The 18,525-nt window shown below is 69.7% G+C and carries 23 protein-coding genes and 3 tRNA genes; 13 read left to right on the plus strand and 13 right to left on the minus strand.

Going from position 1 to position 18,525, the window contains the following annotated elements; all coding sequences use genetic code 11:
* Positions 1–14: 14 nt before the first annotated feature.
* Positions 15–770, plus strand: a complete 756-nt coding sequence (locus tag HJG52_RS03765; protein WP_171242188.1) for a GAF and ANTAR domain-containing protein — start codon at positions 15–17, stop codon at positions 768–770.
* 54 nt (positions 771–824) lie between these two features.
* Here HJG52_RS03765 and HJG52_RS03770 read toward each other — a convergent pair whose 3' ends face one another.
* The 5 genes from HJG52_RS03770 to HJG52_RS03790 are packed head-to-tail and all read right to left on the minus strand — an operon-like array spanning position 825 to position 4,746.
* On the minus strand, positions 825–1,478 hold the full coding sequence (locus tag HJG52_RS03770) for a GTP cyclohydrolase II (RefSeq protein ID WP_171242189.1): 654 nt from the start codon (positions 1,476–1,478) through the stop codon (positions 825–827).
* Positions 1,475–2,260, minus strand: a complete 786-nt coding sequence (locus tag HJG52_RS03775; protein ID WP_171242190.1) for a RibD family protein — start codon at positions 2,258–2,260, stop codon at positions 1,475–1,477. Before HJG52_RS03775 ends, HJG52_RS03770 begins: the two co-directional genes overlap by 4 nt.
* Positions 2,257–3,363 carry a glycosyltransferase gene (locus HJG52_RS03780; RefSeq protein WP_171242191.1) on the minus strand — a complete coding sequence of 369 codons (1,107 nt, stop codon included), beginning with the start codon at positions 3,361–3,363 and terminating at the stop codon, positions 2,257–2,259. Before HJG52_RS03780 ends, HJG52_RS03775 begins: the two co-directional genes overlap by 4 nt.
* Positions 3,360–3,758: a 6-pyruvoyl trahydropterin synthase family protein gene (locus HJG52_RS03785; RefSeq protein WP_171242192.1), complete on the minus strand. Its 399-nt coding sequence runs from the start codon at positions 3,756–3,758 to the stop codon at positions 3,360–3,362. Before HJG52_RS03785 ends, HJG52_RS03780 begins: the two co-directional genes overlap by 4 nt.
* Positions 3,736–4,746, minus strand: coding sequence for a zinc-dependent alcohol dehydrogenase (locus HJG52_RS03790; RefSeq protein WP_171242193.1), 1,011 nt, complete (start codon positions 4,744–4,746; stop codon positions 3,736–3,738). Before HJG52_RS03790 ends, HJG52_RS03785 begins: the two co-directional genes overlap by 23 nt.
* A gap of 341 nt (positions 4,747–5,087) precedes the next feature.
* On the opposite strand from HJG52_RS03790, the gene HJG52_RS03795 reads away from it, so the two are divergent.
* The 11 genes from HJG52_RS03795 to HJG52_RS03845 all read left to right on the plus strand — a co-directional run bounded on the left by HJG52_RS03795 (position 5,088) and on the right by HJG52_RS03845 (position 12,082).
* A complete protein-coding gene (locus HJG52_RS03795; protein ID WP_171242194.1) occupies positions 5,088–6,209 on the plus strand; it encodes a tyrosine-type recombinase/integrase in 1,122 nt (373 codons plus the stop codon).
* Positions 6,206–6,580, plus strand: a complete 375-nt coding sequence (locus tag HJG52_RS03800) for a hypothetical protein (protein WP_171242195.1) — start codon at positions 6,206–6,208, stop codon at positions 6,578–6,580. The genes HJG52_RS03795 and HJG52_RS03800 overlap by 4 nt, the downstream gene beginning before the upstream one ends.
* Positions 6,581–6,628: 48 nt before the next feature.
* Complete coding sequence (locus HJG52_RS03805) at positions 6,629–6,847, plus strand: excisionase family DNA-binding protein (RefSeq protein ID WP_171242196.1); 219 nt, start codon at positions 6,629–6,631, stop codon at positions 6,845–6,847.
* Complete coding sequence (locus tag HJG52_RS03810) at positions 6,844–7,539, plus strand: helix-turn-helix domain-containing protein (protein ID WP_171242197.1); 696 nt, start codon at positions 6,844–6,846, stop codon at positions 7,537–7,539. The genes HJG52_RS03805 and HJG52_RS03810 overlap by 4 nt, the downstream gene beginning before the upstream one ends.
* Positions 7,536–7,748 carry a hypothetical protein gene (locus HJG52_RS03815; RefSeq protein WP_171242198.1) on the plus strand — a complete coding sequence of 71 codons (213 nt, stop codon included), beginning with the start codon at positions 7,536–7,538 and terminating at the stop codon, positions 7,746–7,748. The genes HJG52_RS03810 and HJG52_RS03815 overlap by 4 nt, the downstream gene beginning before the upstream one ends.
* The gene (locus HJG52_RS21185; protein ID WP_171242199.1) at positions 7,745–7,993 is read left to right on the plus strand and encodes a WhiB family transcriptional regulator; all 249 of its coding nucleotides are present in this window, start codon (positions 7,745–7,747) and stop codon (positions 7,991–7,993) included. The genes HJG52_RS03815 and HJG52_RS21185 overlap by 4 nt, the downstream gene beginning before the upstream one ends.
* On the plus strand, positions 7,990–8,430 hold the full coding sequence (locus HJG52_RS03825; RefSeq protein ID WP_171242200.1) for a hypothetical protein: 441 nt from the start codon (positions 7,990–7,992) through the stop codon (positions 8,428–8,430). Before HJG52_RS21185 ends, HJG52_RS03825 begins: the two co-directional genes overlap by 4 nt.
* A gap of 2 nt (positions 8,431–8,432) precedes the next feature.
* Positions 8,433–9,119: a hypothetical protein gene (locus tag HJG52_RS03830; RefSeq protein WP_171242201.1), complete on the plus strand. Its 687-nt coding sequence runs from the start codon at positions 8,433–8,435 to the stop codon at positions 9,117–9,119.
* Between the two features lie 774 nt (positions 9,120–9,893).
* Positions 9,894–10,406: a hypothetical protein gene (locus tag HJG52_RS03835; protein ID WP_171242202.1), complete on the plus strand. Its 513-nt coding sequence runs from the start codon at positions 9,894–9,896 to the stop codon at positions 10,404–10,406.
* Between the two features lie 167 nt (positions 10,407–10,573).
* Positions 10,574–11,416: a phage major capsid protein gene (locus HJG52_RS03840; protein ID WP_171242203.1), complete on the plus strand. Its 843-nt coding sequence runs from the start codon at positions 10,574–10,576 to the stop codon at positions 11,414–11,416.
* A 357-nt stretch (positions 11,417–11,773) separates the two neighbouring features.
* Positions 11,774–12,082 (plus strand): HNH endonuclease, encoded by a 309-nt coding sequence (locus HJG52_RS03845; RefSeq protein WP_171242204.1) that lies wholly within the window; start codon positions 11,774–11,776, stop codon positions 12,080–12,082.
* 150 nt (positions 12,083–12,232) lie between these two features.
* Here the strand turns inward: HJG52_RS03845 and HJG52_RS03850 are convergent, their stop codons facing one another.
* From HJG52_RS03850 to HJG52_RS03875, 6 genes are all read right to left on the minus strand, one after another.
* Positions 12,233–12,475 (minus strand): hypothetical protein, encoded by a 243-nt coding sequence (locus tag HJG52_RS03850; protein WP_171242205.1) that lies wholly within the window; start codon positions 12,473–12,475, stop codon positions 12,233–12,235.
* Positions 12,476–12,497: 22 nt separating this feature from the next.
* Complete coding sequence (locus HJG52_RS03855) at positions 12,498–12,902, minus strand: hypothetical protein (protein ID WP_171242206.1); 405 nt, start codon at positions 12,900–12,902, stop codon at positions 12,498–12,500.
* 102 nt (positions 12,903–13,004) lie between these two features.
* Positions 13,005–13,079, minus strand: a tRNA-Val gene (locus HJG52_RS03860).
* Positions 13,080–13,118: 39 nt separating this feature from the next.
* Positions 13,119–13,189 (minus strand) — tRNA-Cys (locus HJG52_RS03865).
* Between the two features lie 22 nt (positions 13,190–13,211).
* A tRNA-Gly gene (locus HJG52_RS03870) sits at positions 13,212–13,284 on the minus strand.
* 60 nt (positions 13,285–13,344) lie between these two features.
* Positions 13,345–14,520, minus strand: a complete 1,176-nt coding sequence (locus tag HJG52_RS03875) for a YihY/virulence factor BrkB family protein (RefSeq protein WP_346767552.1) — start codon at positions 14,518–14,520, stop codon at positions 13,345–13,347.
* A gap of 32 nt (positions 14,521–14,552) precedes the next feature.
* Here HJG52_RS03875 and HJG52_RS03880 point away from each other — a divergent pair, with 32 nt between their 5' ends.
* Positions 14,553–16,199 carry an acyl-CoA dehydrogenase family protein gene (locus HJG52_RS03880; RefSeq protein WP_346767553.1) on the plus strand — a complete coding sequence of 549 codons (1,647 nt, stop codon included), beginning with the start codon at positions 14,553–14,555 and terminating at the stop codon, positions 16,197–16,199.
* Positions 16,200–16,202: 3 nt separating this feature from the next.
* Here the strand turns inward: HJG52_RS03880 and HJG52_RS03885 are convergent, their stop codons facing one another.
* Positions 16,203–17,474, minus strand: a complete 1,272-nt coding sequence (locus HJG52_RS03885) for a hypothetical protein (protein ID WP_171242208.1) — start codon at positions 17,472–17,474, stop codon at positions 16,203–16,205.
* 88 nt (positions 17,475–17,562) lie between these two features.
* Positions 17,563–18,513, minus strand: a complete 951-nt coding sequence (locus HJG52_RS03890) for a polyphosphate kinase 2 family protein (protein WP_171242209.1) — start codon at positions 18,511–18,513, stop codon at positions 17,563–17,565.
* Positions 18,514–18,525 lie beyond the last annotated feature (12 nt).

Genomic DNA, 18,525 nt, shown 5'->3' on the forward strand with positions numbered 1-18,525 from the left:
ACGGAGCACCGAGCATGGCCAGCAGTCCCAGTGATGCCCACATGGCGCTGCTCGGAACGCAGTTCGCCGACCTCAGCGCGGCCCTGATGAGGGACGACGACACCGGGCTCGACCCCCAGCGTGTGGTGCGGTTCGCCACGCGGTCCATCCCCAACACGGAGCACTGCGGCGTGACCCTCCTACGCCCGGGGCACGCCCCCCGGACCATGACCACCACGGGCGAGCTCCCCCAACAGGTCGACGAGCTGCAGTATGCCGTTCACGAGGGGCCCTGCCTCGACGCCTCCGAGACCGACATGGTCGCCATCACCGGTGACCTGGACAAGGACGAACGCTGGCCGGTGTTCGGTCCCCGGTGTGCCGAGGAGACCGGTGTGCAGAGCATGCTCTCGGTGCGCCTGGCGCTGGCGGCGGAGGACCAGGCCGCGATGAACTTCTACTCCCGGGGCCGCAACGCGTTCACCGAGCTCGACGTCGGCGTCGCCTCCATCTTCGCCCCCTACGCCGCCCTGGCCGTCGAGCAGACCCTGCGTGAGCAGGACGCGGCCAACTTCCACAAGGCGTTGTCGAGCAGCCGCCAGATCGGCACGGCCATTGGCATCATCATGGCCCGCAAGCTCGTCACCTCCGACGAGGCGTTCGACATCCTGCGGCGGGCCAGCCAGGACCTCAACCGCAAGCTGCGCGACCTCGCGGCCGAGGTGCAGGAGACGGGTGCGCTGCCGACCACGAGGGAGAAGGACCCGGCGTCGTCGTCCGAGGGCGGCTGATCCGAGCCGGCGGAGTGGGCGCGGGGTGGTGGGCGCTGGGCGTGGAGCCCCGGTTCAGCTGGCGTCTCCCTCACCGAGGTCCATGGTCGCGGTCGCCGGGAGGGCGATGGTGTGCGCGGTGTGCGTCACCTTGGCCGCGAGGTATGCCGCGTTGGCAACGGACAAGTGCACGCCTGTGGGGATGACGCGCCGCACCGACACCCCGAGTCCGCGCAGCTGGCGCGCCTTGTCCGGGTTGTTGCTCAGCAGGTCGATCCGGCTGACCTGCAACGCCTCGAGCATCTGCGCAGCGACGGTGTAGTCGCGCTGGTCCTCGGCGTACCCGAGGGCGACGTTGGCCTCGTAGGTGTCGAGCCCGGCGTCCTGCAGGGTGTAGGCGTCGAGCTTGGCCGCGAGGCCGATGCCCCGGCCCTCCTGGCGCAGGTAGAGCAGGTAGCCGCCGTGCCGGTCCAGCTCGCAGACCGCCTCGTTGAGCTGCGGCCCGCAGTCGCACCGCTGGCTGCCGAAGACGTCACCGGTGAGGCACTCGGAATGCACTCGTACCAAAGGGATTCCGGTGGGCCGGCCAAAACCCAAGGCGACGTGGTCGCGCCCATCGATGAGGCCGTCGAAGGTGAAGAACCGCGCGATGGTGCCATCGTGGCCGCGCGGGGAGACCGGCACCTCGACCTGGCTGCGCAGGCTCGCTGCGGGTGGGCGGGTGCTCATGCGCCACCCCCGTCCGCGGACGGCACGAACCGGTCCGACAGGGCGTACCGCAGGAGGGCGACGTCACCAACCTGGTGGACCGAGGCCAGCGTCGCGCGTCGGTCGGCGGTCCACGGGAAGGCGCCGTCAGCCACGAGGCGCGGGGCGCTGGAGTCGCCCACGAACAGTGGCGCCACGGCCAGCTGGAGCTCGTCCGCCAGGCCCGACTGAAGCACCTGGGTCACGACACTCGACCCGCCCTCCACGAGCACTCGGGCGGCGCCCCGTCGGGCGAGGTCGGCGAGCACCGCACCGAGCGCCCCGTCCGCACCGGCGTCGACGACGGTGGCCACGCTGGCCAGCCGCTCCCGGGCGCTTTTCACCGCTGTGCTCGGGCAGTAGACGAGTCGTTGCGCATCGCCCTCGGTGAAGAACGCGGCCCCCGGGTCGAGGCGCCCGCTGCGGGTGACGGCGACCTTGACCGGCGAGGCGCCACGGCCCTGCGCGAGCCGGGCGGCGCGGCGCCCGGCCGAACGCACCACCAGGCGGGGGTTGTCACGCCGGATCGTCTCGGCGCCCACGAGGATCGCGTCGCTGTCGGCCCGTTCGGCGTCGACCCGGTCGAAGTCTGCGGTGTTGGACAGCAGCAGCCGCTCCGGTCCGGCGTCGTCGAGGTAACCGTCGATGCTCATGCAGCAGCTCAGCACCGTGTAGGGCCGCTGCGCCGCCGTCTGTGTCCGCGCCTCGTCCGGGATCGTCCCCACGGACGGGTCTGCGCTCGCCGTCGTGGCACTCGTCGTCATGCCCGTGCTCCTTCGTTCCCCGTTGACAGCTCCCCTACCCGCGCGAGCCGCGGCTCACCCGTCACCGCCGACAGCACTGCCTCTGCAGTGGCGTCCCACCCGGCCAGCTCGGACCGCCGACGCCGCGCCCCGGCCCGCAGGCGCGAACGGTGGCCGGGCTCGGTCAGCCAGCGCCGCAGCGCCGTGGCCAGGGCCGCGGGGTCGCCCGGCGGCACGAGCACGCCGGCGCCGGCGGGCCCGTGGTCACCGAGCGCCTCGGGCACCCCTCCCACGTCGGGCGCGATGACGGGTATGCCGCGGGCGAGTGCCTCGCTCACGACCATCCCGTAGGTCTCGTGCCGGGACGGCACCACGAGAAGGTCGGCCGCGGCATACCTGACGTCGAGCGCCTCCGGCGAGAGCGGGCCGGTGAAGGCGACCCGTCGGGTGAGGTGGGTTTCGACGACGCCCTGACGCACCGCCGCCCACCACGCCGGCGCCACGTCGAGGGGCCCGACGCAGGTGCAGGTCCAGTCGAGGTCGGAGAGGCCGCGCAGGGCGGCGAGGAGGATGTCGTGGCCCTTGAGCGGGGTGACGGCTGCGACACACAGGAGGTTGGTGCCGGCGCTGGTGCCGGCCGTGAGGGCGGCACGGTCCGCCCCCGGTGTCGCGACCCAGACGCGCGCCGGGTCGACGCCGTAGCCGGACACGACCTGGTCGGCCGCCCAGCGGCTGGTGGTGACGACGCCGTCCACGGCCCGTAGCACCCGCCCCTCGCGCATGGCCACTCCCTGGTCTGCGTCGGGCACCAGGCCGAAGGGCAGGTGGACGAGGAGCGTGATGGTCAGCCGTGAGGCGAGGGGCAGGAGGACGTCGTCGGCACCCGAGGCCACTGCACCATCGACGATAACCGTTGCCCCGTCAGGGATTTCGTGCAGGGTGGCCGTGAGCGCGGCAAGGCCGGGTCCGGTGCGGGTGGGCCATGGGCCGGGGACGCCGTGGTCGTGGACATGCCAGCCGAGGCCGACCAGGGCGGTGGCGAGGAGCCGGTCGTAACGGCTCCCCCCGCTGGGCCGGTCCGGGTCGTCGACCCAGCCGGGCAGCACGAGGTGCAGCTCGTTCACAGGCGTCGCTCGTAGCTCGCCCAGGCGATGTGGGACTCGGCGAGACGCACGCCCAAGGTCTCGACCTCGCGTGCCGATGCCCCGAGCCGACCCTCCTCGACGAGACTTGCCAGCCGGTCCGCGACGTGCCGCGCCAGCACCTCGGTGGTGGTGTTGACTCCGGCGAACTCCGGCTCCTCGTCGAGGTTGCGGTAGGTGAGGGCGCTCACGACCTCGTGCAGGGCCTCGCTCGCCAGGCCGATGTCGACGACGACGCCGTCGGCGTCGAGGTCGGACCGGTGGAAGGTCGCGTCGACGACAAAGGTCGCCCCGTGGAGGCGCTGGGCCGGCCCGAACGCCTCTCCGTGGAAGCTGTGCGCCACCATCATGTGGTCACGCACGGTCACGCTGAACATCTGCGTCTCCTTCGGGGTGGTCGATCACGTGGCACAGGGCCGGCAGGGTGCCGTCGCTGAGGCGGGCCAGCACGTCCGGCAGCTCGTCAAAGGTGGAGCGGCCGGTGAGGAGCGCGTCGAATGCGTTGTCCCGCAACAGTTCCAAGGCAAGGACCAGGCGGTCCGCGGTGGTGCGGCTGTCGCGCCGGGCCGGTGCGACGGAGCCGACCTGGCTGGCGCGGATGGCGAGCCGTCCGGAGTGGAAGGCACCGCCAAGCGAGACGGTGACGTCGCGTATGCCGTACCAGCTCAGCTCGAGGGCGGTCCCCTCCGGTCGCAGGAGGTCGAGCGCGAGCTGGAGTCCCTCGGACGTGGCGCTGGTGTGCACGACGGTGTCGAGGTCGGCGAGCACGGCCCGCGCGGCCGAGGCCGCGACGAACCCGACCCCGAGGTCTGCGGCCACGTCGCTGCGAGTCTCGTCGACGTCGACGAGGGTCACCTGGGTGCCGGGGACGGAGGCCGCGAGCCGGGCGACCGAACAACCGACCATGCCTGCCCCGACGACGGCGAGTCGGTCGCCGACAAGGACGGGCGCGTCCCACACTGCGTTGAGCGCCGTCTCGACGGTCCCGGCGAGCACCGCGCGGCGTGGTGGCACGCCGTCGGGGACGACCGTGACCTGGTCGGCGGGCACGACGAACCGCGTCTGGTGCGGGTGGAGGCTGAAGACGGTGCGACCCCGCAGCTCCTTCGGCCCCTCCTCGACCACGCCCACCGTGAGGTAGCCGTACTTGACCGGCCCCGGGAAGTCGCCCTCCTGGTGCGGTGCCCGCATCGCGGCATACTGGCTGGGCGGCACCTCGCCCCGGAAGACGAGCGTCTCGGTCCCCCGGCTGACACCCGAGTGCAGGCTGCGCACGAGCACCTCGCCCGGTCCTGGCCGGGGCAGGTCGGTGGCCCTGATCTGCGCATGCAGGGGACGGTCCACCCACAGGGCGCGCGTCGTCATCCGGGCAGGCCGGGACGGGTGACCGTTGTCGCTCACACCGGTGACGTACCCGAGGAACGGCTCCCCAAACCGCGTGACGGTCCGTGGGTTGCCCCTGCATCCACGCAAACGGCCCCTGACCTGCGTGTCCGCTGGCCAGGGGCCGTTTCGTGCTGGTGGGCGATACTGGGTTTGAACCTGATTCCATCCGCTTGGCGGAATCTGTGCCCGACCTGCTGAAATGCCTTCTGTCCTGCGGGTATTCGTCACATTAGCGCGTGTCACTGACAGACACAAGCGGACACGTTTAGACTCTCATCCGACACGTATCCGACACGGAATGCGAATCAGGGTGAGGACCAGTGGCGCACAAGAGGGCCGCGGCGAAGCGCGGATTCGGCCAGATCACAAGGCTTCCGAGCGGTCGTCTCCGCGCCCGCTACACCGGCCCTGACGGCCAGTTGCACAACGGCCCCGCCACGTTCGAGACGACCGGCGACGCCGAGGCTTGGCTGGTCGACGAGCGACGGCTGATCAGCGCTGGACTGTGGTCCTCCCCCAAGGCGCGCGCCCGCTCGAAGGCGACGACGTTCGGTGAGTATGCCGAGCGGTGGATGGCACGGCGCGAGTTGAAGCCGCGCACGGCGTCGCACTACCGGTCGCTCCTCGATCGACACATCCTGCCGACGTTCGCCCAGGTGCCTCTCAAGGGCATCACGAGCGAGTCGGTGCGCGAGTGGCATGCCGACCTCGATCGGTCCAAGCCGGTCCTGCGCTCGCACGCCTATGGGCTGCTGCGCACCATCCTCGGGACGGCTGTGACCGACGAGAAGATCCCCGCCAACCCAGCGCACATCCGCGGCGCCGGCACCGCGCGACGGACACGGAAGATCAAGCCAGCCACGCTGCCCGAGCTGGAGACCTTGACGGCCGCGATGCCCGTCAAGTACCGCCCCATGGTGATGCTCTCGAGCTGGTGCGCACTCCGGTTCGGTGAAGTCACCGAACTGCGAAGGCGCGACCTCGACCTGAAGGCCGGGGTCATCCGCGTCCGCCGTGGCGTCGTCCGAGCGGACGGCCAGAAGGTGATCGGCTCCCCCAAGTCCGAAGCGGGAACCCGCGATGTCGCGATCCCTCCGCACCTGATCCCTATGCTGAAAGCGCACCTCGACTCGATGCCGATGCGAGGCCGGGATGCGCTGCTCTTCCCTGCCGCAGACGGTGAGTCGCACATAGCCCCGTCGACGCTCTACCGCGTGTTCTATCCGGCGCGTAAGGCTGCTGGCCGGCCGGACCTGCGGTGGCACGACCTTCGCCACACCGGCGCTGTGTTGGCCGCTCAGACGGGCGCGACGCTGGCCGAGCTCATGGGGCGGCTGGGGCACTCCACGCCCCAGGCTGCGCTGCGCTACCAGCACGCCGCCCAGGAGCGGGACGCGCAGATCGCGGCGCTGCTCTCGAAGATGGCCGAGGCGTCGAAATGACCTCGCCGCGCATCAAGCTCGTATGCGACGACCCGTCGCATGAGGGCAGGGTCGTCCTCGTGCGCGCGTTCCCCCTCGTCACGATCGAGGGCCGCGAGGATCCCGTGCCGCTCCTCTTTCCTGATGGGTCGCGTGACTTCGTTCGCGGCGCCGACAACGAGCCGTTGGGCGAGCGCAAGGTCAAGGATCTGCTCGCGATGGAGGAGCGCGGCGAGAGCGTCCGTTGGGGCTATGTCTTCACCTGCCCGGCGTGCGAACACTCACCTGTGTCGGTGCGGTCGGATCGCCTCCGGGTGATCCTCAAGGGCATGGCTGGACACGGCGTGTCGAGTTTGACCATGCGAGGACTTAGGGCATTGTTGGCCGCGTAAGAGCACCCTGGAAGGTGCAGGTTTGTCCTGCTCCCGGAGGTGCTTTTCTTGTCTCGGCCGAAGTCACCCAACGCTCCAGCCGGTCGACGCCTCGTCGCCATTGCTGACGCGGCACGTTATGCCGGGGTCCACCCACGCACGATCCGTCGACGGATCGCAGACGGCTCCCTCACGGGTTTCCGCATGGGGCCGCGCCTTATCCGCGTCGACCTCGACCAGCTCGACGACCTGCTCGTGCCGATCCCGGCCGCCGGCGGTGCCGCGTGACGACCGCTGCAGTCGAGGTCCGCACGTCATCGAACGACATCCGCAACGACTGGCGCGACCTCATCTGGACGAGCGGGCTCACCTCGTCGGAGAGGCTGGTCGCGCTGTGCTTCGCCTCTCACGCCAAGCCCCACGGCAGGAACGTGTGGGTCACCACGAAGCGTGGCGCGTTCCTCACTGACCTGAGCACCCGGACGTGGGAGCGGTCGACGGCCACGCTTGTCCGCCTCGGGTGGATGCAGCTCACCCGGCCGGCCAGGTCGGGACGAGACGGAGGGCGCGCCGCCGAGTACAACCTCCGTCTCGTCTGCCCCGTCCGTGAGCGCTCAGTGAGTCCTCATGCGTCGGGAATGGCCGTCACAGTGTCGGACATTCCGGGGAATGAGCGTCACCGTGTCAAGAAAGACCGTCACAGTGGCGACCCAACCCCTACGGAACCCCTGCAGAAGACGGGAACCCCTGCAGATTCCGCTCTGACGAGCGGGCCTTCACAGGCAGTGGGCCGACTGACGTCGACCCCGCGCGATTGGGCGCAGCTCGAAGACGACTACGACGCGTTCGAGGCCTACTTGGAGGAAGAACTCGGCGGGCTGTGCGGTGACGAATATTCGACCGCCGCCGGCATGTGGGAGGACCGGCAGCACCCGAAAGCAATCCGCAACAAGATCGCGAAGCAGAGGCGGCAGTCATGACGCGGCCGGCCTTCACGCGAGTCGTCACAATCCACTTCGGCCCAGGCGACGTGACGCGCATGACCGTCGACGAGGCTGCCTCCCGCTGCGGCCTCACCGTTCCCGAACTGCTCGACTCGACGCGCCAGCTCGTGGAATCCGGTTTCCTGACGCCACGACCTGACGGCAGCTACGACGCCACGTTCCCTCATCCGGGGGCCGCATCGTGAGCGCCGTCGAGCGGCTGGACGCCGCCGTGATCGACCTGGCCGAGGCTGGCCGTCCGGTGCCGTGCACCGGGCGCCCCGAGTGGACGTCAGACCGCACTGAGGATGCCGAGTTCGCGGCATACCACTGCCGCTGCTGCGAGCTGATCGAGCTGTGCGCCGCCGCAGCAGTCGAGCTCGATGCGCATGGCGGTGTGTGGGGTGGCGCCTGGCGCCGTCTGCCGACGACTCGACGGAGGGCATCGTGAGCGCGCACATCGACCCGGCGTGGTGGGCGAGCGCGCCAGAACCGGAGCCGTCGCGCAGGTCCTCGTCGACGGATTGGCGCTCGCGGCGTGGCCGTCCGGTGCCCGGTCTGGCTCGGATCGTCCGTGACCTGGGTGGGCGCTGCCCGTTGTGTGAGCACTTCATCTGCACACCGGACTGTGTGCGCCGTGCCGCGCCGCTGCCGCTCGAACAGACCGTGACCGGCACTCGGATGCCGGATCGCCCCCAACGTCGAAACACCGTCAACGACGGATTGACACCAACCAGCGGCAACGCGAACCCGTTGCCGCACAGCCAAACCCGCGCCCAAGAGCGCGGAGACAGGAGAAATCGCATGACCAGAACTGAGGTGGCCGTGCCGGACGACGGCGGTCGCGAGCAGGTGAAGTGGGACGTCGCTGACGTGTTGGGGGTGTGACTGTGGCCACGCAACCGGACCCGTTCCCGTCGCTGCGGCGGCGCATCGAGGCGCTGGAGTCTGAGGTTCGCACATTGCGGTCGCGGAACCCGTTCTTCGGCACAGGGTTTCACCCGACCGCGAACAACGGCATCGAGTCGGACGACTTCGACGGCGACATTGACGCGGCCGATGCCGGTACGAAGGGGTGGGCGCTCAACGCCGCCCGCGCGGCTCTCGGTGAGCTGATCCTGCGGCCGGGGTCGATCGGTAACGACGCGCTCACGAACCCTGTAGGTGTCGGTGCGATCTTCGACTTCCTGCAGGGCTTCTCCCTCACGACGGCACTGACGAACATTCGCACCACCAACCTCGTGGTACCTCCCGGCTTCAGCCGCGCCGCCATCTCCATCGCCACCCGCGTTTACGCGATCAACCCACGCACGACCGGTGGCTACGACGGGGCCGGTGGTGACTACCTCTACGGGCAAGCGAACATCTCCGGCTTCAACGGTTTCGCGCTCCCGCTGGCCGTCAGTGGCAGCGGAGGGAGCGGCACCAACGTGTCGCCGTTCTCCGTCGTCCTATCCGACCTCGACGCCGGCTCGACCATCCCCGTACAGATTGCCGCCGCAACCAATTTCGCCTCGTGGGCTGCCAACCCGGCCAACACTGCCGAAGTCAGCGGCTCAGTCATGTGGTTCCGCTAGAAGGAGGCAACCATGTCAGACCTGACCAACACCACACCGCCACCCGTACTGCCGACCAACGCCCCACGCGTAAACGGCTCACCATGGCTCTGCGAAGACACCGCTGCGCCGGCGCAGGCACCACAGATCGCGGAGCCGCCACACTCGGCCGACACGTCACCCAAGACGGAGTCGGCAACGTCGACGCTCGCGGCCCGCGAGTGCGCTTGGCCCGATTGCACCAGCATCGCTGGGGTGAGCCTTATGTGCGACGCCTGCAAGGAAGCCGGGCACACCGTCGAAGACCTCCAGAGGGTATGGGAGCAGGAGGCGTCGCGGTGAGCAACACCTTGACGTCGCTGCTGGCCCAGGTGCCCGACCACGTGCTGTTCACGGGACCGCGATCGCCGGCAAAGCAGGCCGTGCGGGAGGAGAAGCTGAGGCGGTGGCTCGAGCAGCGCGGCGCGCAGCCGACGCCTGAACAGCTCGAGGCCGAGCGCGAACGGCGCCGCGGGAACTCCCCGGACCCGACCCCGCCTGGCACGGTCCGCATCCGTCGCCTGTCCGGCTGGCACCGCCGATTCCGGCCCGAGCGTCCCGGGTGGGTGTGGGACCCGGCGCACGTGCAGGCCGAGGTTGACGGATGGCGCGTCTACGCGAACTCCCGCGTCGGGTGGGAGTGCACGTGCCCCGACAGCGCGTGCGCCCACGTCGAGGCCGTCGCCGCGGTGATCCACCCCGAAGTTCTGGCCGAGCTCGACGAGCCGGCACCACCCCGAAGGAAGAAGGGAAGCAATGACCAGCAAGGTCGAGAACGACAAGCCGCAGGAGCCCGAGGAGGGCGCACCAGCCGAGCCGCAACCGGGCGAGCAGCAGACACAGCCCGCGCAGGAGACGACGTCCGGGCAAGCCACGGAAGAGGGTGAGCAGGGCGACGTCAAAGCCCAGGGGCGCGAGGCAGCCAAGTACCGGCGTCAACTGCGTGACGTCGAGGCCGAGCGCGACCAGCTCCGCGAACGTCTGGAGGCCGAGCAGCGCGCCACCGTCGAGCGCATCGCCACCGACCGGTCCGGAGGCCGGCTGGAGAAGCCCGACGCGTTGTGGGCCAACGGCTCTGCCGTGGCGGACCTGCTCGACGACGCCGGCCGGGTGGACCACGCCAAGGTCGTCGCCGCGTGTGAGGCAGCGGCGTCCTCGCTCGGCGTGAAGCTCAAGCCGCACCCGCTCACCGTGCCCGGCGAAGGGTCTATCCCGACGACGCAGCCCACGACTGGATGGGCCGACGCGTTCAAACCTGAGCCGGTCTGACACCCGAATGCCCTAGACTGGCGGTGGAGCGAGAGCCACGGCAGCGCCGCACTCGCTCCACCGCCAGCCCCAGCGGGGCAGCACGGTAAGGCCAGGGGCCACCGCGCAGAACACACCAACCGTTCTCGTGGTGGCCTTATCTGTGGCCGCCGGAAAGGCGTCACAACATGACCGCCGTGAAGACCAGCACCACCCCCGAGGGAATGCACCTCGACGTCAAGGGATTCCCCGCCGCCGAGATCCTGCCCGAGGCACTCATCATCACCAGCTCGACCAAGGCCGGTTTCGTCGACGGCGACGAGCCCGCCGTCCGCGTCCCGTTCGTCGACTTCGACGACGACGCCGCGTTCGTGCCCGAAGGAGCCGCGATCACCGAGGCCGACCCGGACATGTCAGAGGTCGTGGTCAACACCGGCAAGGTCGCCGTCCTCGCCCGCGTCAGCCGCGAGCAGTGGGAGACCGGGGACGCAGCCGACATTCTGTCCAGCAGCGTGCAGCGGGCACTGCTGCGCAAGGCCAACGGCGCGTTCCTCGCGCAGCCCGCACCAGTGGCACCCGCCGTGACCCCACCTGCCGGCCTGCTGAACCTGGCCCCCACCGATGGCGGCGCCATCGCCGCCGACCTCGACGAGCTGGCCGACGCGGTCGCCACGATCGAGGGCGCCAACGGTGCAGCGACGAACATCATCGCCGCACCCGACGCGTGGGCCGCACTGTCCAAGCTGAAGACGCAGACCGGCTCCAACGCCTCGCTCCTCGGCGCCGGCACCGACGCCGCCACCCGGCAGCTCCTCGGCATCCCGGTCAAGGTGTCCAACGCGATGCCGTCCGGCGACCTGCTCGTCATCGACAAGACCGCGGTCCTGTCCGCCTACGGCGAGGTCAAGCTCGCCCTGTCCGAGCACGCGTTCTTCGCCAGCGACAGCCTCGGCGTGCGAGCCACGTTCCGGTTCGGGCAGAAGCTCGTCGACCCGGCCCGCGTGGTCAAGGTCGCCGTCACCCTCGCCTGACCCGTGGACGCCGAGCCGCTACTCAAGGTGGCGACCCGGGTGCACGTCGGGATGCCGCACCAGTCGGACGAGGCAACCGTCCAGTGCTGGTGCGGCACCACGGCACCCACGAGCGAGGCAACACAGGTCGGCACCATCCCCGGCACCACCTGGCGAGATCTCTCACTCGCAGGCGTGTTCAGCCCAACGGTCCGACCGTGCCAGCCCTGCCTGGTCGCACGGGGATTCGCGCACGGCGCGTCCATCCCCTGACCGACCCGGGGCCACCCCACCCCCACCACCCCCTCGGCGTCGCATCTCTGGCATAGCGACACGAGAGGGAGCCACCCCTTTTTTTCTCAGGAAGGACAGCCCCCGATGTCGACCAGCAGGACCGGCACCGCGCAGTGGAAGCGCCTGCGCACCCGCCTCCTCCGGGCGCGCGACCACACCTGCCACTGGTGCGGTCGCGCACTACGCCAGACCGCCGCACGCGGCGAGGTGGACGCGATCGAGATCGACCACGTTCTGCCCGTCGCCACCCACCCGCAACTGGAGTTCGACGAGTCCAACCTCGTGCTCGCCTGCTACGGGTGCAACCGCAGCAAGGGCAAGCGCAGCACCGTGAGGGAACAGCCCCGCCCGACGACCGAACCGCGACGGTACGAGACCTGGCGCACATGGTGACAAGCCCCCGGGGGAGGGACCCCCTTCAAGGCTCCGGCGTCGCATCTCTGGCATAGCGATCGCCCCCCATCCATTTTTTTTCCTCTTCCCGGGGGCGGCACTGAGCCCCCGACCGTCGTGCCGGCGCGGGGGCTCAGGTGGTTGGTGCGGTCAGTTGTCGTGGAGGTCGCGGCAGGAGAACCCACAGCGCAGCTCGTGCCGGACCGCCTCTAGCGTCTCGATCGCGCGGGTAAGGACCATCACAGCGCTGGTGTCGTTCGGCCGCTCGATCTCGATGTGGTCGGCGTCGCTCAGGCGGATCAGGACGGCACCGTGGGGCGCGTCTCCGAGGTTGGTGGTGTCGGTGCTGTCGACGAACGTCATGTCCTCGCTGAGGGTGCTGGTCGTGCTCATGGTGCGTTCCTTTCCGGTTGGCTTACTTGGTTGGGGTGCAGGCGGTGGTGCCGCAGATGTTCGGCGCGTTGCCGGGGATGACGGGCGGCGGCTGCGGCGGTCGGGTGGTGCTGACGGGCTGAGCCGTCGTGCTGGCCGGCTGAGGCGACGTGTCGCTGGTGGCCGGTGACGACGTGTCGGCTGGTGCCGGCGCGACCTTTCGAGCCGTCGTGGTGCGCGGCCGCTGAGGTGTCGCCGTGGTGGTGCTCGACGGCTGCGGCGTGACTGTCGTCGTGGCGCTGGTGGTGGCTGGTGTGGTGGCGACGACCTGGCGCAGCTCGGTCGTCTGCGGTTCGTCGTGGTGGCTCAGCGCGAGCGCGAACCCGCCTCCAAGTGCTCCCGCCGCGACGAGGGTCAGTGCCCCCGTCGCGATTGCTCGGAATGCCATGGTGGTCTCCTTCCGGGCCACCGTCCGACACGTATCCGACACGCGCCGGGAAAGACGAAGGCCCCTGACTGGCGTTTCCGCTGGTCAGGGGCCTTTTCGTGCTGGTGGGCGATACTGGGTTTGAACCAGTGACCTCTTCCGTGTCAAGGAAGCGCGCTACCACTGCGCCAATCGCCCTAGTCGGGTTGCGACTCCACATGCTGGCAGAGCCGGTCGAGGTGGAGACGGGATTTGAACCCGTGTACGCGGCTTTGCAGGCCGCTGCCTCGCCTCTCGGCCACTCCACCGTGAAGGCGGTCAAACCCTCCGAGCGGATGACCGGGCTCGAACCGGCGACCTCAACCTTGGCAAGGTTGCGCTCTACCAACTGAGCTACATCCGCATTACACGCGCTATTGGTGTCTGAGGTGGGCTTTCACCCGCCTGCGCGTGCGGACAGACATTATCCGATCCGGCGACTCGTCTCCAAATCGGCTCTCACGCGTGTCATTCGTTCGCCCTCCGACGGGTCCTCCCCCTCCTCCCGGAGCGGGGTGAGCGGCCGGTGCGCCTCAAGTCGCAGGCCCTCCATCGAGGTGCTGAGCAGGTGCTCGGCGTCGTCCAGTCGTGCTGCGACGGCCGCCTCGTCGTCGCGGTCCCGTGCGTCGTTCTCGTCCGCCGTGCCGTTGTCCCGCGCCTCGGCGACCTTGCCCTTGACCCACTCCATCGTCTGCACGCGCAGCGTCGGCCGCTCCTCGACCGGGTAGAGCTTGCGGATCGCGGCGTTGAGCGCGGCACCGATGAGGATGGCGATGGCCAGGGCGTAGAGCCAGATCAGCAGCACGATCGGCGTGGACAGCGGCCCGTAGATCGACGTCGACTGGTCGCCCAGCGACGCCGAGATGGTGCCGCGCAGGACGAACGACGCCAGCACCCAGATCGCCAGCGTCAGGGCCGCGCCGGGGATGTCACGACGCCACGGCGTCTGCCGCGGGGTGGAGATGTGGAACAGCGTCGTCACGCTCGCCACCGTGAGCAGCACAACGACCGGCCAGTAGAGCAGCGCGAGGAAGCGCAGATCCTGCGGCAACAGCCCCGACAGCCACGTCGGGCCGATCACGACGAGCGGCACGATGAGCACGCCCACGACCAGCGACAGGAAGTAGAGGCTGAGGGAGAGCGCCCGAGTCTGCACGATCCCCCGCACGCCGGACTGGCCGTACATGATCGAGATCGTGTCGACGAACACGTTGAGTGCACGTGACCCCGACCAGATGGACAGCACGAACCCGATCGAGATGAGGTCGAACCGTCCGTTCTGGAGCACGTCGCGAGCCGTGGGGACGATGGTGGTGTCCACGATGGACCCGACGAGAAACTGCTCCGCGAATCGCTGGATGCCGTCCAGCAAGCTGGTCTGGATGTTCCGCCCGAGCCAGCTGCCGACGTAACCGACGCCGCCGAAGAGTCCCAGCACCAACGGTGGCAGGGACAGCAGCATGAAGAAGCCGGCCTCCGACGCCAACCCCGTCACGCGGTACTTCATGCACACCCGGATCGTCTCGATCACCAGTCGTGCGAAGGGCAGCGCACCAGGGACGCGCAGCAGCTCGCGTCGCACCCGGGCCCGGAATGTCACGCGTTCACGGTATCCCGGCCTACAGTGCGATCGTGCCCACCCACGCCGTCACCAACCAGGTCCCACCCCTGCCCGAGACCAACACCGTCACCGCCAACCCCGCTCTCGCGGAAGGACTTCGACGTTGGGCGGGCGACGCGGCATACGACGAGGTCGTCGCCCTGGGTGAGCGGGCAGGGAGCGACGAGGCGCGCGAATGGGCCGTGCAGGCCAACGAGTTCGGGCCGCGGCTGCGCACCCACTCCCCTCGCGGCGAACGCATCGACGAAGTCGAGTTCCACCCCGCCTGGCACGAGCTCATGCGGGTCGGCGTCGGCGCCGGACTCACCGCCACGCCCTGGCTCGCCGCCCCGGGCAGCGGCGACCACGTGCGCCGCGCGGCCGGGTTCATGGCGTGGTCGGAGAACGAACAGGGGCACGGGTGCCCCATCTCGATGTCGTATGCCGCGGCGCCGGCGCTGGCGTCGACGCCCGCCTTGGCTGATCGCTGGGTCCCCGGACTCGCCTCTCGCACCTACGACTTCGGCCTGCGCCCGCTCTCGTCCAAGGGCGGCGTCATCGCCGGGATGGGCATGACCGAGAAGCAGGGCGGGTCGGACGTGCGCGCCAACACGACGCGCGCCGTGGCCATTCCGGATGGCCCGATCGAGGGCGGCGCGACCTACCGCCTCACGGGCCACAAGTGGTTCTGCTCGGCGCCGATGAGCGACGCGTTCCTCGTCCTCGCGCAGACCGACGCAGGGGTCGGCTGCTTCCTCGTGCCTCGCATCCTCGACGACGGGTCGCGCAATCTCTTTGCGCTGCAACGGTTGAAGGACAAGCTCGGCAACCGGTCCAACGCCAGCTCCGAGGTCGAGCTCGACGGCACGTGGGGCGCGCTCGTCGGCGACGAGGGACGCGGCATACGCACGATCCTCGACATGGTGGCGTCCACCCGGCTCGACTGCATCCTCGGCTCCGCAGCCACGATGCGGGCGGCACTCGTGCGCGCCATCCACCACGCGCGGCACCGCTCCGCCTTCGGTGCGCTGCTCGTCGACCAGCCGCTCATGCAGAACGTGCTCGCCGACCTGGCCCTCGAGGTCGAGGCGGCCACGACGCTCGGCCTGCGGCTGGCCCACGCGGTCGACGAGGGTGACACGGCGCTGTCGCGGCTCGGGGTCGGCGTGGGCAAGTACTGGGTGTGCAAGCGCACCGCGCCGATGGTCGCGGAGGCGCTGGAGTGCTTGGGCGGCAACGGATACGTCGAGGAGAACGGCTTGGCGAGGCTCTACCGCGAGGCGCCCCTCAACTCGATCTGGGAAGGCTCGGGCAACGTCAACGCCCTCGACGTGCTGCGGGCCATCGGACGCGAACCGCTGGCGGTCGAGGCGTTCCGCAAGGAGGTCCAGCTCGGCGTCGGCCACAGCGCGGTCCTCGACCGTGCGATCGACCAGGTCGACGAGCTCGTCGCTCTCGCCACGCAACCGGAGGGGGTAGCCGGTGCCCGACGCATCGTCGAGCACCTCGCGACGACCCTCCAGGCTTCCCTGCTCGTGCGGCACGCGCCCGACGCCGTCGCCGAGGCGTTCATCGCCTCACGGCTCGGCGGCGACCACGGCGCGACGTTCGGCACCCTCGACGCCGGCCTCACCGCGACCAGCGCCCGCACGATCATCGACCGCGCGTGGGTCCGCTGACCTTCAGCCAGTCTGTGCAGCGTGCCTCGAAACGGCTCGGGCCAGTTCGGCGACATCGCGTTGGACGTCGGTGGCTGACTTGCCACCGAACCCACTTGCCTGCACGACAGCCGCACCCGAGCTGAAGACTGCCTCGGCGAGGTACTCAGGCTTCTGCCCAGGCCAGTTCAGCCGCCAGACGAGGATGAACCCACCGTCGCCCAGGTCGGCAGTCTTCACCGGCAGCACCTCGCCGGGCACAGACATCGTGGGGTACTTCTTCGTGAACCTGCCGCTGCACGCCGCCATGACCTTGCGGATCCCCGTCGCACGGGCCTTGGCAGCCGCGGCATCAGGAGCGAGTTCAAGGTCGACGACTCCGACTGGCTCGGGCGCGCCCGTCACGCCCTTCTGCTTCACGCTGCGTTCGACCCACAGGGCAGCAGCCCTGGCTGGGGCGAACGTCGGGCGGTCAGAGCGGGGACAGGCCGAAGAGGGGGCGTGAGCGGGCCGCGTGGTCCACCCCTTGCCAGTGACTCGGGCCAACAACGCCTTGGCTGCGAGCAGACCTCGTGACCCCGCCGGATCAGCCACCACCGGCACAGCGCGGGCGGCGTCCGCGACGCAACCGGTTGCGGACGTCTGCACCGCCTTGGACGACGGCCCCAACGCGCTGCAGAGCACCACGACGTTCTGGACCCGCGCTGCAGTGATGGCCTGGTACCTCGTGATGGCGTCACCGTCCGCCTGCTCCAGCTGCCCCATGGTTGCGGACGAGCCGGGCGCAGACACCTTGATGGCCGTCCGCTTCAGGTCGCCCTGGTCCTTGCACTTCTGCCACGCCTGGATGCGCTCGTCCATGAACTTCGCCGCCGACGGCGACGGGTCGAGGAGCATGACCGCCGAAACCGAGCGGGCCACCCCTTTGACCTCGCCCTGGACCGGTGCGTCCGGGGTGCTGTACTGCAACGCCTCCGACTGCACCAGCCACGATCGTGCGTCACTCGGGGAGAAGCCGCCATCGGAACTGCACAAGGAGACGCTGTCGAATCCGGACTGCTGTTTCGGGTTCAGGTCACCGTCGGCCATCCTCAGCCCGAGCCACGCAACCACACGCGCCTGATCCCGGTCGAGCCGCACGGTGGGCTGCGGGTATGCCGCGGTCGTGGGCTTGGGCGTGGACGTGGACGTGCGCGTGACGTCCGGCTGGCCCGAACACGCCGTCAAGACGAGAACACCAACCAGCGCCAGCGGGATTGCGCGCACTGAACGGCGCGGCAAGAACGTCGAGGTCATGCCTCGAGTCTGGCGAGAGAGCCGGTCGGGCCCGGTGGGTTATCCACAGGGGGCCGAGACGCGGGCGGTGATCGCGCCGGCGTGGAGCTCAGGTCTCGGCGAGACGCTGCTGCTGCTCGGCCACGTCGAAGTCGGCCGGCGGCCACTGCGGGTCCATCCGTTCGAGGTGCTCGAGCACGAGGTTCTGCACCGCCAGCCGGGCGTACCACTTGCGGTCGGCCGGGACGACGAACCACGGGGCCTCGTCGGTCGACGTCCGGTCGAGCACGGCCTGGTAGGCCTCCTGGTAGTCCGGCCAGCGCTCGCGCTCGTCGATGTCGCCGGGGTTGAACTTCCAGTACTTGTCAGGCCGGTCGAGCCGCTCCCCGAGCCGGGCCTTCTGCTCGTCGGAGGAGATGTGCAGCATGACCTTGATGATCGTGGTGCCGTCCTCGACCGCCTTGGCCTCGAAGTTGTTGATCTGGCCGTACCGGCGTGACCACGTCGCGCGCGGGACCAGGTCGTGGACGCGCACGATGAGGACGTCCTCGTACTGCGACCGGTCGAAGACGCCGATCTGGCCGGGGTTCGGCAGGGCGTTGCGGATGCGCCACAGGAAGGGGTGCCGCTTCTCCTCGGCACTCGGCGCCTTGAACGCCGTGTACTTCACGCCCTGCGGGTCCATCTGCCCCACGACGTGGCGCATGATGCCGCCCTTGCCGGAGGTGTCCATTCCCTGCACCACCAACAGCAACGAGCGGTTGCCGCCGCCCTTGGACTCGGCGTACAGCCGCTCCTGGAGGTCGCCGATCTCACCGGCCCGGGCCGCCAGCGCGGCCTCACCGTCGGCCTTGTCGCCGTCGAACCCCGGTGTGGAGCGCGGGTCCAGGTCCGCCAGCACGAAGCCGTCGTCGACCCGGAGCGCGTCGATGAACGACGCGGGTGCGGACGCCTTGACGGCCTTCGACTTCTTCGACGCCTTGCCCGCCTTGTCGTCCTTGGACTTCTTCAGCTTGTCAGGCTTCTTCAGCTTGTCCTTGCCCTTGCCCTTCTTGGCCATGAGGGCATCCAA

It is taken from the genome of Knoellia koreensis (assembly GCF_013041615.1).
Taxonomy (GTDB): domain Bacteria; phylum Actinomycetota; class Actinomycetes; order Actinomycetales; family Dermatophilaceae; genus Pedococcus; species Pedococcus koreensis.

Bases quoted from the DNA above. Each gene is read 5' to 3' on its own strand.
- HJG52_RS03770 (WP_171242189.1), bottom strand. From the start codon at position 1,478: ATGAGCACCCGCCCACCCGCAGCGAGCCTGCGCAGCCAGGTCGAGGTG.
- HJG52_RS03840 (WP_171242203.1), top strand. From the start codon at position 10,574: ATGACCGCCGTGAAGACCAGCACCACCCCCGAGGGAATGCACCTCGAC.
- HJG52_RS03785 (WP_171242192.1), bottom strand. From the start codon at position 3,758: ATGTTCAGCGTGACCGTGCGTGACCACATGATGGTGGCGCACAGCTTC.
- HJG52_RS03790 (WP_171242193.1), bottom strand. From the start codon at position 4,746: ATGACGACGCGCGCCCTGTGGGTGGACCGTCCCCTGCATGCGCAGATC.
- HJG52_RS03835 (WP_171242202.1), top strand. From the start codon at position 9,894: ATGACCAGCAAGGTCGAGAACGACAAGCCGCAGGAGCCCGAGGAGGGC.
- HJG52_RS03850 (WP_171242205.1), bottom strand. From the start codon at position 12,475: ATGAGCACGACCAGCACCCTCAGCGAGGACATGACGTTCGTCGACAGC.
- HJG52_RS03885 (WP_171242208.1), bottom strand. From the start codon at position 17,474: ATGACCTCGACGTTCTTGCCGCGCCGTTCAGTGCGCGCAATCCCGCTG.
- HJG52_RS03815 (WP_171242198.1), top strand. From the start codon at position 7,536: ATGACGCGGCCGGCCTTCACGCGAGTCGTCACAATCCACTTCGGCCCA.
- HJG52_RS03845 (WP_171242204.1), top strand. From the start codon at position 11,774: ATGTCGACCAGCAGGACCGGCACCGCGCAGTGGAAGCGCCTGCGCACC.
- HJG52_RS03890 (WP_171242209.1), bottom strand. From the start codon at position 18,513: ATGGCCAAGAAGGGCAAGGGCAAGGACAAGCTGAAGAAGCCTGACAAG.
- HJG52_RS03765 (WP_171242188.1), top strand. From the start codon at position 15: ATGGCCAGCAGTCCCAGTGATGCCCACATGGCGCTGCTCGGAACGCAG.
- HJG52_RS03855 (WP_171242206.1), bottom strand. From the start codon at position 12,902: ATGGCATTCCGAGCAATCGCGACGGGGGCACTGACCCTCGTCGCGGCG.
- HJG52_RS03800 (WP_171242195.1), top strand. From the start codon at position 6,206: ATGACCTCGCCGCGCATCAAGCTCGTATGCGACGACCCGTCGCATGAG.
- HJG52_RS03775 (WP_171242190.1), bottom strand. From the start codon at position 2,260: ATGACGACGAGTGCCACGACGGCGAGCGCAGACCCGTCCGTGGGGACG.